This is a genomic window from Vibrio hibernica, from assembly GCF_015223435.1.
In the GTDB taxonomy this organism is placed as follows: Bacteria; Pseudomonadota; Gammaproteobacteria; order Enterobacterales; family Vibrionaceae; genus Vibrio; species Vibrio hibernica.
Genome location: NZ_VHKO01000006.1, coordinates 110,338 through 125,470 on the forward strand (window position 1 = coordinate 110,338; position 15,133 = coordinate 125,470).

The window sequence follows — 15,133 nt, forward strand, 5'->3', positions numbered from 1 at the left end:
AATAATGCAAGCTGACGTGAGCTGCGGGGCAATAATAATAAAAAGTCGCTAAGAATAACATGGATAATTGTAGTGAAAAGCATACATCCTGCGAAGACTACAATTTAAAGGTGTTGGTAGGCTGACAAAACATCAATGAGAGCTGCGCAAGTTGAGGCCAATAATCTTGACTAAAGGTTGTTTTTACATCGAGCTCTAATTTGGTTAACTGCTGGATGAGCATTTGCAGATGCTGCATATTTAAACGTTGTAATGCAGCAGAATAAAATGGGCGTTTATTTTGCCAGATACGATGTTGGTCAAAAATATGGGCAATGGACTGCCGTGCCAGTAAGCTTTGCTGCATGTCATATAATAAAAACAGTTCTTTCTGAATCGTTCTTAATAAAATAATGGCTTCTTCACCTTCAGCTTCAAGTTGTCGTAAAATTCGTTGAGCTCGTTTTGCTTGGCCTGAAAGTAGTGCATCGGTCCACTGGAATGGGGTGAAATGATTGTGGCGGACGAGCGCTGATTCTACTCGTAATAACGTAAGCTTACCGTCCGGATAGAGTAATGCTAATTTTTCTAAACTTTGAGCTAGAGCGAGTAAATTACCTTCATGCCACTGTGCGAGCATTTGTGTCGCTTCAGCATCGGGAGTGAGTTTTAATTTTTGGCATCGTTGTTGAACAAATTGCGGTAAATAGCGTAATTCGGGGCCATTGCATGATATAAGAATGCCTTGATTGTGCATCGCTTTAAACCACTTGGCACTTTCTTGCGCTCGAGTGAGTTTGTTACCAATGATAATTAGCAAAATATCAGGGTTTAGCATGGTTGATAAGTTGGCTAATTCTTTCGCGTTCGAGGCACTAACCCCAGCTTCTGGGATTTCTAGTTCGATGATTTTCAAGTTTGAGAATAAGCTTAAAGTTTGGCAGCAATCGTAAACATTATTCCAATCTACTTGTTTATCTAAGCTAAATCGCTGCTTTTCTAAAAAGCCTTTTTGTTTTGCATCGCGATTGATTAAATCTCGACTTTCTTGAAGTAATAACGGTTCGTTACCCATAACTAGATAAACATTGTGGTGCTTATGTTTTAAATGATCAGCCAGTTTATCTGCAAAAATACGCATCGTGATTATTGGTCTTGATTATTTGTTAGTTCATCATTGGTTTTTGCATCACTTGTTTTTTCGTTGTCAGTTTTCAAGTGACCAGTATTTGAGTCATCTGATGCTGAACCTGTCTGCGTACCTTCTGAGGTTACTTCTTTCGTTGTACTGGTTTGCTGAACACCATTATCAAGATCTTGAGTTATGGTGGTATTGGTATCTTTCACTTCAGTTGGAAAGTCTTTCTGTTGGCTAGGATCTGGGCTACCTACAGCAATGAGCTGGGTTTTTAAAGTTGCCATTTGGCGTAGCATTTGCTGAGACGCTTGAACTTTCATTTCTTCTAAAATGACATCTCTTTCGACCGATTTTGCTAATGCCGCCATTGGGTTATCAAGGTAACTACGAGTGATATGAATACTATACATTTTTGTATTGTAGCCTGGCACAGTGACTTTATAGCTGGTGTTATAAAATAACTCGTACTCTGCGGCGCGAGCATTCTGGTAAAGCGAAAGGGTTCGATCTCCATCACTATCATTAATGATATGAAGATTTGGAACATTAACCCCCGGAGAAACAACGTTGACGCCATTTCTTGCTAATTGTTTTTTGACTTCACGAGTGATCATCGCATAGTCATCAAAACTGGTAACCGATAAAGTATCCACTTCATCTGGGAGTAAATAGTTGCCACGGAAATGGAAACCACATGCAGTGGTCATCATGGCTAAAGCAGCAATCATGAAAATACGGAAATGTGTATTAGAAAACAAACGAGTCACCAAGTTATACCTCTGTGGCTATAGAGCAGGATTGAAAAACTTATCTTATTCACTCTACTTGAAGCTGAAATTTCAATTATTTTGAGTATAAATATAATTAAGAAGCAAGAAAAATGAATAAGATAAGCGTAAGCAGAAGTTGGTATACCACTACTTACGCTTCAGTTGGGCTATTTAATAGGTTGTAAATACATCCTCAGTAATTAATTAGCCACAATATTCAGCAGTTTACCCGGAACATAAATCACTTTACGTACCGTTAAACCATCAGTGAACTTAATGACATGCTCGTTGGCCAGTCCTAATGTTTCAACTTCCTCTTTACTTGCGTCAGCTGATACGGTGAGCTTGGCTCGTAATTTGCCATTGACTTGAACAATGATCAGTTTTTCATCTTCCACTAAGGCTTTTTCATCGAACGTTGGCCAATCACAAGTATCGACTTTTTCGCCGCCTAACGCAGCCCACATTTCAAAACAAATATGCGGTGTGATTGGGTACAGCATACGAACCACGGCTTTTAATGCTTCATCTAAAATCGCGCGATCTTGTTCACTGGCTTGAGGCGCTTTACCTAGTTTGTTCATTAATTCCATGATAGCGGCAATGGCGGTATTAAATGTTTGGCGACGATCAATATCATCGGTTACTTTTACAATCGTTTTATGTACATCACGACGAAGGGCTTTTTGATCGCCACTTAATGATGCGGTATCAACGACAACTGTCTCACCTTGAGAGGTGTGTTCACCGACCAGTTTCCAAACACGTTTCAGGAAGCGATTAGCCCCTTCAACGCCAGATTCTTGCCATTCCAATGTCATATCAGCAGGTGAGGCAAACATCATAAATAAGCGAACAGTATCGGCGCCGTATTTGTCGACCATTTCTTGTGGATCAATACCGTTATTTTTCGACTTAGACATTTTGATCATGCCTGAGTGTTCAACGTTACGACCTTGATCATCTACAGCTTTCTCTATGCGGCCTTTACTATCACGCTCAACTATTACATCGTTTGGTGCAACCCATTCTTTGGTACCTTTTTCATTGGTGTGGTAGAAAGCATCTGCTAGTACCATGCCTTGGCAAAGTAATTGTTTGAATGGTTCATTTGACGTGACATAGCCCGCATCACGAAGTAGTTTGTGGAAGAAGCGAGAGTATAATAGGTGCATACACGCATGCTCAATACCACCAACATATTGATCAACGGGTAGCCAGTAGTTGGCTTTTTCAGGATCGAGAACATCGTCTGCTTGTGGGCTGCAGTAACGCGCGTAATACCAAGATGACTCCATAAAGGTATCAAATGTATCGGTTTCACGTAGCGCATGTTCACCATTAAAGGTCGTTTCTGCCCATGCTTTGTCAGCTTTAATTGGGCTTGTTACGCCATCCATTACAACATCCTCCGGTAAAATAACAGGAAGTTGGTCTGCAGGAACAGGGTGAACAACACCATCATCGGTTGTCACCATTGGAATTGGTGCGCCCCAGTAACGTTGACGAGAAACACCCCAGTCACGCAGACGGAAATTAACGGTTTTCTTGCCTTTATTTTCGCTTTCAAGTTTTGCAGCAACGGCATCAAATCCAGCTTGGAATTCAAGACCATCAAACTCGCCAGAGTTAAATAGTACGCCTTTTTCAGTATAAGCGACTTCTGAAACATCTGGCTGATTGCCTTCGCTATCTAAAATAACCGCGTCAATATCTAAACCGTATTTAGTGGCAAACTCAAAGTCACGTTGATCGTGAGCAGGAACCGCCATCACGGCGCCTGTGCCGTAATCCATTAACACAAAGTTAGCAACGAAGATTGGTACTTCACGACCATTTAATGGGTGAGTAGCTTTAAGGCCGGTATCCATGCCTTTCTTTTCCATCGTAGCCAGTTCAGCTTCAGCGACCTTAGTGTTTTTACATTCGTCAATGAATGTCGCTAATGAGGGATTATTCTTAGATGCTTGAGTTGCCAAAGGATGGCCCGCAGCGATAGCCACGTAGGTTACGCCCATGAGGGTATCAGGACGCGTGGTGTAGACTTCTAGATCGGTTTGATTTATTACTTTAAATGATAACTCTACGCCTTCAGAGCGGCCAATCCAGTTGCGCTGCATGGTTTTCACCATTTCAGGCCAGCCATCAAGGTTGTCTAAATCATCCAGTAATTCTTGTGCGTACTCAGTGATTTTAATGAACCACTGTGGAATTTCTTTTTGTTCAACTGGAGTATCACAACGCCAGCAACAACCATCTTCAACTTGTTCGTTAGCTAAAACTGTCATGTCATTCGGACACCAGTTTACAGAAGATGTTTTTTTATACACTAGGCCTTTTTCATACAGCTTAGTGAAGAATTCTTGTTCCCATCGATAGTATTCCGGCGTACAAGTGGCGAATTCACGAGTCCAGTCATAACCAAAACCTAATAATTTAAGCTGGTTTTTCATGTATTCGATGTTTTCGTAAGTCCAAGGTGCTGGAGCTGTTTTGTTTTTTACTGCCGCATTTTCCGCAGGAAGGCCAAACGCATCCCAACCAATTGGTTGCATAACATTCTTGCCTTGCAGACGTTGGAAACGAGAAATTACATCACCGATGGTGTAATTACGAACGTGGCCCATATGCAGACGTCCACTTGGGTAAGGGAACATAGATAGGCAGTAGAATTTCTCTTTATCGGCATCTTCGGTGACTTCGAAGATTTTATTATCATCCCAATATTGTTGAACTTTTTGCTCAATATCTTGTGGGTTGTATTGCTCATTTAATTTAGCTACTGGTTTTTGCATCTGGGAGGGTATCCGGTTTCGTAAATTTGTGAGATCGGTTAGATCAGGTCATACTTGATCAGCATAGAATACCTTAAAGCGGTGATGCTCAACAATAGCCAGAGCAATAAATGGCGATGCAATGAAAAATAATAGACAGGAGTCTCCGATGCCAAAGCGTAAACACGATTACAAACAGGTTTTAGACCACTTGATCGATAACGTAAATAAAACGCCAGCAGAAGCTGATAAAGCAGTCGATACCTCTAAAGGAATGCTTGATGCTGTTAAAGATATGACCAAAGATGAATTGGAACTTATCAAGCAGTATGTGAAGTCAGATTTAAAAGAATTCTCTGATAGCTATCAAAAGAGTAAAGAAGGAAGAGATGATGATCCGTTTATGACGGTAGTCGCTGAAACGATCTGGGGAGGGTTACTTGAAATTACGGATAGAACGCAAGTGGAATGGCGTGAAGTGTTCCAGGACATTGAACATAAAGGTCTATATGAAGTCGGCGATATTATTGGTCTTGGAGCATTAGTGTGTGAGAAATGTGGTCATCGACAAGAATATACTCACCCCTGTGAAGTTAAAGCTTGTTTCCAGTGCGGTAATGGCGCCTTTACTCGAGTGCCTTTGAAACCGTAATGTGAAAATATTAACTGAATTGGCCTCAATCATCGATCTTTAGGTTTTTTGTGGAGTTTATGTTTCATTTTGGCTTGAAGGGCGCTGTTAACGTTATGTCAGTGCTGTTTGTTAATCTTGTATCTATAAAATATCGTGTTACAAAGAAAAAATTGATAGAGATTAATATTTGTCATTGATTCATCTGATGGCCTAAATTTTTTATATTTTCCGATACCCACTGCTTTTAACGAAAGCAGTGGGTATTTTTTTGAAATTTATAAAACTATGGAACCAAGTCGGAATTTAATTTGATTTCGAAAAAGCGCACTGAAAAGATGAACTAATTTTTAGTGGTGTTGTCTCAAAGACAGCTATTTTAGCCACTGTACTAAAACGTTTGTCAATATGATTGAAAGAGCTTAAATGTGCAGGTTTCATATCCTATTTTTCAGTATTTATTGCGTAATGATTTTTTATGCGCAGCTTTGCAGAAAAATAACATAAGCTCATGGGCAGTATAAAGCGATAGATGTTATCTATGCGCCCCATTTTTTAAATAACGAGAACCTTAATGGATATTGCAAAGCAACTTTTAGGTGTGCTATTTCCTATTATCGCCGTTTTTATCGTCGGCCTTATCATTTTAACCACCTCACGTATCGCTTTGTGTATTTGGAAAAGAGATCGCGTTAAGAAGTCGAATGGTCTGAAGACGATTTTGATCTCTGGACTGCGTATGGATGTGGTCACACTCTGCTATTTACTAATATTACCAAGCTTATTGACCTGTTTATTGACCGGGTTTGAAGCGATTAGCGGTGTTTGGTTAATCATTTTGCGTATTTGGTTTGTCGCAGGGCTATGGTTGTTGGTGTATATGGAAATCTCTACACCAACTTTTATTGAAGAATACGATGTCCGTCCGAACCGATTTTTTGTTGAGTATTTGATTTACCCAAAAGAAGTGATGAGTATGCTTTGGACTGGCTATAAATTGGAGCTATTTCTAGGTTTCGTCGTGACATTATTAACGTTGTATTTTGGGTGGATGTTCAGTGGCGTAATTGTCTCAGATATCTCAAGTCCAGCCTGGTATTGGCGATTACCTTTAGGCTTAGTTGCAGTCGCATTATGTGTGTTGGGTGCACGTTCTAGCTTTGGTCATCGTGGTATTAATCCTTCGATGATTGCTTTTTCAAATGATAATTTAATGAATGACTTTACGTTAAACTCTACTTATTCAGTGCTTTACGCGATTAAGTTGATGAAAACAGAAGAAGATTCATCAAAGTACTACCCGAAAATGGAACATGACAAGGTGATGGATTTAATTCAAAAATCGACTCATGTTGAGCAATCGCAATACACGCATCAAGAATTGCCTACGTTAGTTCGCCGTCCTGCTAGTTATAAAGGAAAGCCGAAAAATATCGTCATTTTATTGCAAGAAAGCTTGGGGTCGCGTTTTGTTGGTGGGCTTGGCGGTTTACCTCTAACGCCGAATCTGGATGAGATAATTAAAGAAAGTTGGTATTTCACCCGTTTGTATGCAACTGGCACTCGTTCTATTCGTGGCATTGAAGCGGTAACCAGTGGCTTTTCCCCAACACCGGCTAATGCGGTTGTTAAGCTGCCAAAAGGCCAACAAGATTTTTATACCATTGCCCAAACGCTTTATCACAATGGCTACCATACTCAATTTATTTATGGTGGTGAAAGCCATTTTGATAATATGAAAGGTTACTGTTTAGGCAATGGATTCACCGATATTCAAGATCTCCCAACCTTTATTAAGCCACAGTTTGTTGGCTCATGGGGAGTGTGTGATGAAGATTTATATGAAAAAGCGCATCAACAATTTACAGAACTAAATAAAAGCGATAAACCGTTCTTTAGCTTTGTATTTACCACGACTAATCACTCGCCATTTGAATATCCTGAAGGCAAAATCGAACCTTACAATTCACCCGCCGCGACACGTGAAAACACCGTAAAATATTCAGATTTTGCGTTTGGTGAATTTATTAAGCAAGCGAAAGCCTCTGATTATTGGGATAATACGATTTTTGTTGTTGTCGCTGACCATGACTCTCGTGTGAGTGGCGATCAATCGATTCCTGCGGATTACTTTAAAATTCCAGCCATTATTTTTGGCGGTGGAGTTGAAGCAAAGCAAGATGATCGTATTGCCAGTCAAATCGATTTACCGCCGACATTACTATCTCTCGCTGGGATTGATAATTTTGGCCCTATGATTGGTCATGATTTAACTCAAGACATTGAAACCTCTAAGTTACGTGCCATGATGCAGTTTCATAACACCTTTGCGTGGATGAACAATGATAATCAAGCGGTAGTCTTTCAAGCAAATAAGCCAGTTGAAACGTATCAATATGATACTCAAACTCATGATTTGAATCCGATGACCTTACCTCAAGATATTATTGATATGGCAAATGCCAATGCCTTATGGGGAAGTTTAGCCTATAAAAATGATTACTATCATTGGGGTAAAGTGAAACAGGCAATGTAATTGAATCAGTAAAATAACGGATGTTGATAGATAAAAAGGTGGCGTATCTTGAGTGATACGCCACCTTTTTGATTACATCGTAATAAGTTTACAAGTGCTGATCGAGATGATTGATCTCTAGCTTCGTTTTGACCATATAAAGATAAACCCTACAGCCGACCATAAATACAGCAGCCAAGAGCCTAAAGAGCGATAAGGAGTGTTGCCTGTCGTTGACGTTACCTCCGCATTCAAGACGGCGGTTTGAAACTGTGGTATTTTTTTCGCTATATGGCCCTTGTAATCCGTGACTGCCGTAATACCGTTATTGGTTGCACGGATTAATGGTTTACCAAGCTCTAAAGCTCGCATACGAGCGATTTCCATATGTTGTATTGGACCAATAGAGTCCCCAAACCAAGCATCATTAGATAAGGTCAGAATGAAATCCGTATCATCAGTAACATTTTGCCTAACTTGCTCACTGAAAATAATTTCATAGCATAGAGCCGCTAATAGGTGACGACCATTGGCAATAAGGTTGGGTTGAATAAAGGCGCCACGTTGAAAGGAAGACATGGGTAAATTAAAGAAAGGTGCGATTGGGCGTAATAAATCACCAAAAGGAACAAACTCACCAAAAGGTAGCAAGTGGTGTTTACTGTAACGCTTGGCAGTATCGTAATTGTATGGACCTTGGTCATCCTTGCCTAACGTTAATATATTATTGTAAAAATGCCCTAAATCGTCTTGTGACAGCACGCCGGTTATCAGCGCTGTATCATTATTACGTGCGGCTGTATCTAGATTTTTCAAGAAAGCCGGTAAGTCGGATTCTAAGGCTGGAATAGCAGCTTCGGGCCAGATAACAATATCGGCTTTCCAGTTTTCACGGCTCATATCTGTATATTTCATCAGCGTTGGCCAGCGATGACTTGGTAGCCATTTTTTCTTTTGATCAATATTACCTTGAATAAGAGCAAATGAGGTTTTTGTATCAGGGTTGGGTGTAACCCACTGAATTTTATTTAACCCATAACTTAAAGCAAAAACCCCAACTGGAATACAAAGGTATTGCCATTTTTTACACAATAAAGAATAGCTCACACTGCCAGCAATCAGCCAGATCATTAAGGTGATCGCTTCAACACCTGAGACAGGAGCAAAGCTACTCAGCGGACTATCTATTTGACTGTATCCAAGCCATAGCCAAGGAAAGCCCGTGAATACCCAGCCGCGTAGCCAATCGGTTATTAACCATAAAATAGGAGCCGCGATCAATAATCGACGGCGGTTAGTTTGTGGGAAAAAACGGTTCAGTAAGCCACCAAATAAAGCCGGATAAATGGCAAGGTAAGAAACCAATAATGTCATTAAAAAAACACTGGCAGGCTTGGGCAGTCCACCAAAAGTATCAATACTGACGTGAACCCAATTAATGCCAGTACTAAATTGTCCTAACCCCCAAGCGAAAGCGATCCAAGCACCCGCTTTAGCGGATTGTTTATTGAGAAGTAGGAGGAGTAAAAAAGGGCTGACAAGTGCTATAGGCCAATAACTAAAAGGGGCAAAAGCAAGGGTGGTCAATGCGCCAATAAAAGCGGCCAAAAGAGGCCGCCCTATGCGCAGAAGAAAAGAATTATTCATTCGTGATATGACTTCTACTATCTAAGGATTCGCGTGCTCAGGTTCAATATTTACTTCTGAGTTATTTGGAATCGTAACTTGGAGTTGATTTACTCGGCGGTTATCACAGGCGGTCACTTTAAAAGTATAGCCATCAATTTCCACTGATTCGCCACGTTCAGGCAAGTGACCAAAATTAATCATCACTAAGCCACCGATAGTATCAACTTCTTCATCACTGTAATTTGTATTAAAGACATCGTTAAAATCATCTATGTCCGTGAGGGCTTTTACTGAAAAAGTGTGTCTATTAAGTTGGCGGATATCGGCGCTTTCTTCATCATCAAACTCATCTTCAATTTCGCCAACGATTTCTTCTAAGATATCTTCAATGGTAACTAGGCCGGAAACGCCACCAAATTCATCGACCACAATAGCCATGTGATAACGTTCTTCTCGGAATTCTTTCAGTAATCGATCAACACGTTTACTTTCTGGCACGACCACTGCTGGGCGAACCACTTCACTAAGGGTGAATGGTGTGCTGTCTGATACTAAGTAACGCAGTAAATCTTTCGCTAATAATATGCCTTCAACGTGATCTTTATCTTCATTGATAACAGGGTAGCGAGAGTGGGTAGCGTCGATAATTAATGTTGCAAGAGAATCCAAGTTATAGTCACGACTGATAGTGACCATTTGGGAACGTGGGATCATAATATCCCGTACGCGCATTTCTGAAATTTCCATCACTCCTTCAAGCATATCTCGTGTGTCAGGATCGATTAAATCGTTTTCTTCTGAATCACGGAACACTTCCACAAGCTCTTGACGATCTTTGGGATCACCTTGAAATAATTGAGCTAAACGGTCGAAGAAGGACTTTCTACTGGGACCTTCAGGTTTGTCGTTCTTACCTTCTGAATGAGAAGGTGAGTTATCATTGTTCATGTCTACTCTTTAGTTATTACTATCAACAGCGGATAGCGCGCTTTACGTGGCTCGTATAGGGTATTTAGTGGCGCAAAAAGGTAATCTTGGATCACAAAATAGATTCTATACGAGATACGGTAGTTTACTCTTTTTCAGAGATATAAGGATCATCAAAGCCAAGTTTTTGCATGATTTCAGTTTCGATGCTTTCCATCTCTTCGGCTTCTTCATCTTCCATATGGTCATAACCTAACAGATGAAGTGAGCCATGTATAACCATATGTGCCCAATGGGCATTAAGTGGTTTATTTTGTTCGACTGCTTCTTTTTCCACCACTTGTTGGCATATGATTAAATCGCCTAATAAGTCGATTTTGACCTCTGGTGGTGCTTCAAATGGAAAAGATAACACATTAGTGGGTTTATCTTTTCCGCGATAGTCACGATTTAATTGCTGGCTTTCATCCGTTTCAACAATACGAATAGTGACTTCCGCTTGGGGTTGAAATAATGGAATAACCGCATCTAACCACTGTTGGAATTGATCTTGACTCGGCAAGGCATCGTCATTTTTGACTACGATTTGAAGATCGAGTTCAATGCTCATGAGATAGTCTAATCCTTTGTTTTTGGTTGTACTTGAGACTCAATATTTGAATCCGTCTCAATAGTCGTTTTGGTATTATTAAAAATAGCGGCAGTTTGTGCTTCTCGCTGTTCTCGTTCTTTACGATGACGCTGTTCGGTAAGCTGGCGCTCTTTTTGATCTTTGCTTTCCCATTTTTCATAGGCATTAACAATGCGAGCGACAACAGGATGACGGACTACATCATCAGCAACAAAGAAATTAAAACTGATTTCATCTACTTCAGATAACACTTCTACAGCATGACGAAGACCGGAACGAGCACCACGAGGCAAGTCAATCTGCGTCACATCTCCGGTGATCACAGCACGAGAATTAAAGCCAATACGTGTTAAGAACATTTTCATTTGTTCAACCGTTGTATTTTGGCTTTCATCTAAAATGATAAAAGCATCATTTAAAGTCCGTCCTCGCATATAGGCAAGAGGAGCGACTTCAATGACATTACGCTCAATGAGTTTTTCAACCTTTTCAAAGCCAAGCATTTCAAACAATGCATCGTATAAAGGGCGAAGATATGGATCAACTTTTTGGCTCAAGTCCCCCGGTAAGAAACCCAGTTTTTCTCCTGCTTCAACTGCAGGGCGGGTTAATAGGATCCGGCTAATTTCTTGGCGTTCAAGCGCATCAACTGCCGCGGCAACAGCAAGGTAGGTTTTACCTGTACCAGCTGGGCCAATACCAAAAGTAATGTCATGGGTAACGATATTGACCAAATACTGCCCTTGGTTAGGTGTACGTGGTTTGATAATACCTTTTTTTGTTTTGATAAAGACTTCTTTGCCGTATTCGATCACTTGTTCTTGCTGCTGCTCTAAAATGCCAGACTCTTTTACTGCAAGATGGATTTTTTCAGGTTCAATATCTTGGATCTCACCACGAATAGGTGAGGTGTCTACATATAGATCTTTAAGAATATCTAGACCCGCGGCGGCAGTATGAGGTTTACCCATAATAGTGAAAAAATTTCCACGATGGTTGATCTCAACGCCTAATCTACGTTCAAGATGTTTGATATTGTCATCAAAAGGGCCGCATAAACTAGAGAGTCTGCGGTTATCGGAAGGTTCTAAGTTGATTTCAAGCGTGACGATTTTATTGCTCACAGTGTCCCTCTCAAAGTTAGCGGTTCAATAATTTGAACCGCTATTAGCTTAATTATAGAAGGATATGGAGTTAAGGAACGAAAGTCACAACCCCTAAATCATCTTCTTTACGTGTTTTTTTGATCATTTCTGCTGGAGACACTGCAGAACGTAAACCCATTTCAGCTTCTGTGCGTACTAATATACCGCGCAGTGAGTTTGGTAGTACTTCTGTGATTTCCACATCAACAAACTGACCAATCAGGTTCGGTGAACCCTCGAAGTTAACGACACGGCTATTTTCAGTACGTCCACTAAGTTGCATCAGATCTTTTTTCGATGGTCCCTCAACTAGAATGCGTTGTGTTGTACCTAACATCAAACGAGAGTATCGCATAGCTTGAGTGTTTATTTGTTGTTGCAGCTCATACAATCTGTCTTTCTTCTCTTGTTCCGGAGTATCACAAGGATAATCAGCGGCTGGTGTGCCTGGGCGTGGTGAGAAGACAAAGCTAAAGCTCATATCAAAATCAACCTCTTTGATAAGCTTCATGGTATCAGCAAAATCTTGTTTCGATTCACCAGGGAAGCCAACAATAAAGTCAGAGCTGATCTGAATGCCAGGGCGTGCTTTACGTAACTTGCGAATAATTGATTTATATTCGATAGCCGTATGCGGACGCTTCATCATAGTTAGAATACGGTCTGATCCACTTTGAACCGGTAAGTGCAAAAAGCTTACTAGTTCAGGTGTATCTTCATAAACAGCGATAATATCATCGGTAAATTCTAATGGGTGGCTTGTGGTAAAGCGAAGACGATCCACACCATCAATAGAGGCTATTAGACGAAGTAATTCAGAGAATGAACAGATCTCGCCATCAAAGGTTGGTCCTCGATAAGCATTTACGTTTTGGCCAAGTAAATGGATTTCACGAACGCCTTGCTCGGCAAGTTGGGCAACTTCAAATAGTACATCATCCATTGGGCGGCTGACTTCTTCACCGCGTGTATAAGGAACCACACAGTAAGTACAGTATTTTGAACAACCTTCCATGATCGAAACGTAAGCGGTTGGGCCTTCTGCTTTTGGCTCTGGCAAATTATCGAATTTTTCAATCTCTGGGAAAGAAATATCCATAACAGGACCAGATTTAGATTGAGATTGTTTGATCATCTCCGGCAAACGGTGCAATGTTTGTGGGCCAAAAATAACGTCAACATAAGGCGCGCGGTGGCGAATATGAGCACCTTCTTGGGTCGCGACACAACCGCCCACACCAATAATAACGCCTTCCTTTTTATCTTTTAATGTTTTCCAGCGACCAAGCTGGTGGAAAACTTTTTCTTGTGCTTTCTCACGAATCGAACAGGTATTAAGGAGTAATACATCTGCTTCCGCTGGATCTTCGGTTAGCTCATATCCATTTGCGGCACCTAGTAAATCGGCCATTTTAGATGAATCGTATTCGTTCATCTGACAGCCCCAAGTTTTAATTAGCAGTTTCTTACTCATTATCACATTCGCTCGTATTAAATCAGGTTTGGGTTGAGCTTTTGCTCATCATAATTGTGCAGATTAACATTGCAACAGCTGCGCTAATCTAGCAAGCCGCGTATTGTACTGCTTTAAATCTCAGCTGACTAGGTCTAAGCGCAATATGGGAGTTTGACGTATTTTTATTGTGGGTTTATTTATTTTGGAATCAGAATAATTTGAATGAGATAGCGGAAAATGCCGGTGAAATAAGTAGAATAGAAAAAAATAGCGAATGGTAGTGTATATGTCTCAGTTTGATGTTGTTGTGATTGGTGGTGGTATGGTCGGTGCAGCCGTTGCACTTGGCCTTGCGAAACAAAAAAAACGTGTTGCGTTGGTGGAAGGGCTGAAGCCGATGTTCTTTGAGGCTTCTCAGTCAATGGATTTACGGGTTTCCGCTATTTCAACAGCATCGGTTGATTTATTGCAACAGCTTGGCGCTTGGCCAAATATCAAGTCTAAAAGGGTACTGCCTTACCTCGGTTTAGAGACTTGGGAAAATTCTGAGTGTCGCATTCGTTTTCACGCCCATGACCTGAATTTAGATAAGTTAGGTTATATGGTCGAAAATCGATTGTTGCAGCTAGGCTTGTGGGAGGAATTTGAGCAACACTCTAATCTAGAATTGTTTTGTCCTGATAGTCTTGATTATATTGAGTTTCATGAATCGTATAATCAAGTCGTCTTATCATCAGGAAAAACACTTGATGCTCTGTGGGTGGTGGGTGCGGATGGCGCTAATTCTAAAGTACGTCAGCAAGCGAATATTGGTGTGACTGCCTGGGATTACCGCCAGCGCTGCATGCTGATTAATGTCGAACTGCCATCTCAAGATAATCAAATCTTGCGTGATACAACATGGCAATGGTTTACGCCGAATGGACCACGTTCATTTTTGCCATTAGCCCCACTTGCTAATGGACGAGAGCAGGGTTCGTTAGTTTGGTATGATTCACCAAAACGAATCAGACAATTACAAAATCTGTCATTAGATAAGCTGCGTGAAGAAGTATTGAACCACTTTCCTGCTGAATTAGGTGATATTAACGTGTTGCAATCGGGTTCATTTCCATTAACTCGTCGTCATGCTCAGAAGTATTTTGCTAAACGTTGTGTGTTAGTCGGAGATTCTGCTCATACGATTAATCCATTGGCGGGGCAAGGAGTAAATCTTGGCTTTAAAGATGTATGGATGTTACTTGAAACGATTGCCGATAAAGGCTTAGAGTCGGAGCAGGCTTTTATTGACTACCAAAAATGCCGCCGTACAGATAACTTAATCATGCAAACGGGAATGGATTTTTTTTATACGACGTTTAGCAATGATATTACGCCATTAAAATTTATTCGTAATGCTGCGCTAAAAGTTGCGCAGCATTCTGGGGATATAAAAAAGCAAGTCCTTAAATATGCATTAGGTTTATAAATTAATTCACTCGCTGAATTAGTAAGCCATCCCTTTTATATCCAATCACCGAACTTTATACATACCGGCA

At 40.7% G+C, this 15,133-nt stretch carries 11 protein-coding genes; 3 read left to right on the forward strand and 8 right to left on the reverse strand.

Features of this window, described 5'->3' with window-relative positions:
- Window positions 1-97: 97 nt before the first annotated feature.
- The 3 genes from holA to leuS form a co-directional block, all read right to left on the reverse strand.
- Window positions 98-1,120: a DNA polymerase III subunit delta gene (gene holA, locus FH976_RS04680; protein ID WP_194089755.1), complete on the reverse strand. Its 1,023-nt coding sequence runs from the start codon at window positions 1,118-1,120 to the stop codon at window positions 98-100.
- A 5-nt stretch (window positions 1,121-1,125) separates the two neighbouring features.
- The gene (locus FH976_RS04685; RefSeq protein WP_194089756.1) at window positions 1,126-1,884 is read right to left on the reverse strand and encodes an LPS-assembly lipoprotein LptE; all 759 of its coding nucleotides are present in this window, start codon (window positions 1,882-1,884) and stop codon (window positions 1,126-1,128) included.
- 203 nt (window positions 1,885-2,087) lie between these two features.
- The gene (gene leuS, locus FH976_RS04690) at window positions 2,088-4,682 is read right to left on the reverse strand and encodes a leucine--tRNA ligase (protein ID WP_194089757.1); all 2,595 of its coding nucleotides are present in this window, start codon (window positions 4,680-4,682) and stop codon (window positions 2,088-2,090) included.
- A gap of 148 nt (window positions 4,683-4,830) precedes the next feature.
- Here leuS and FH976_RS04695 point away from each other — a divergent pair, with 148 nt between their 5' ends.
- Together FH976_RS04695 and FH976_RS04700 are read left to right on the forward strand one after the other, a co-directional pair.
- Window positions 4,831-5,313, forward strand: a complete 483-nt coding sequence (locus FH976_RS04695; protein WP_194089770.1) for a zinc ribbon-containing protein — start codon at window positions 4,831-4,833, stop codon at window positions 5,311-5,313.
- A gap of 553 nt (window positions 5,314-5,866) precedes the next feature.
- Window positions 5,867-7,828 carry an LTA synthase family protein gene (locus FH976_RS04700; RefSeq protein ID WP_194089758.1) on the forward strand — a complete coding sequence of 654 codons (1,962 nt, stop codon included), beginning with the start codon at window positions 5,867-5,869 and terminating at the stop codon, window positions 7,826-7,828.
- 117 nt (window positions 7,829-7,945) lie between these two features.
- On the opposite strand, the gene lnt is transcribed toward FH976_RS04700, so the two are convergent.
- The 5 genes from lnt to miaB form a co-directional block, all read right to left on the reverse strand.
- The gene (gene lnt, locus FH976_RS04705) at window positions 7,946-9,454 is read right to left on the reverse strand and encodes an apolipoprotein N-acyltransferase (RefSeq protein ID WP_194089759.1); all 1,509 of its coding nucleotides are present in this window, start codon (window positions 9,452-9,454) and stop codon (window positions 7,946-7,948) included.
- Between the two features lie 21 nt (window positions 9,455-9,475).
- Window positions 9,476-10,384, reverse strand: a complete 909-nt coding sequence (gene corC, locus FH976_RS04710) for a CNNM family magnesium/cobalt transport protein CorC (RefSeq protein ID WP_194089760.1) — start codon at window positions 10,382-10,384, stop codon at window positions 9,476-9,478.
- Window positions 10,385-10,508: 124 nt separating this feature from the next.
- A complete protein-coding gene (gene ybeY, locus FH976_RS04715) occupies window positions 10,509-10,973 on the reverse strand; it encodes an rRNA maturation RNase YbeY (RefSeq protein ID WP_194089761.1) in 465 nt (154 codons plus the stop codon).
- An 8-nt stretch (window positions 10,974-10,981) separates the two neighbouring features.
- On the reverse strand, window positions 10,982-12,118 hold the full coding sequence (locus FH976_RS04720; protein WP_194089762.1) for a PhoH family protein: 1,137 nt from the start codon (window positions 12,116-12,118) through the stop codon (window positions 10,982-10,984).
- Window positions 12,119-12,188: 70 nt separating this feature from the next.
- Window positions 12,189-13,613 carry a tRNA (N6-isopentenyl adenosine(37)-C2)-methylthiotransferase MiaB gene (miaB, locus tag FH976_RS04725; protein ID WP_194089763.1) on the reverse strand — a complete coding sequence of 475 codons (1,425 nt, stop codon included), beginning with the start codon at window positions 13,611-13,613 and terminating at the stop codon, window positions 12,189-12,191.
- A gap of 268 nt (window positions 13,614-13,881) precedes the next feature.
- Here miaB and FH976_RS04730 point away from each other — a divergent pair, with 268 nt between their 5' ends.
- Window positions 13,882-15,063, forward strand: coding sequence for a 2-octaprenyl-3-methyl-6-methoxy-1,4-benzoquinol hydroxylase (locus tag FH976_RS04730; protein ID WP_194089764.1), 1,182 nt, complete (start codon window positions 13,882-13,884; stop codon window positions 15,061-15,063).
- The last annotated feature ends 70 nt before the right edge of the window (window positions 15,064-15,133 follow it).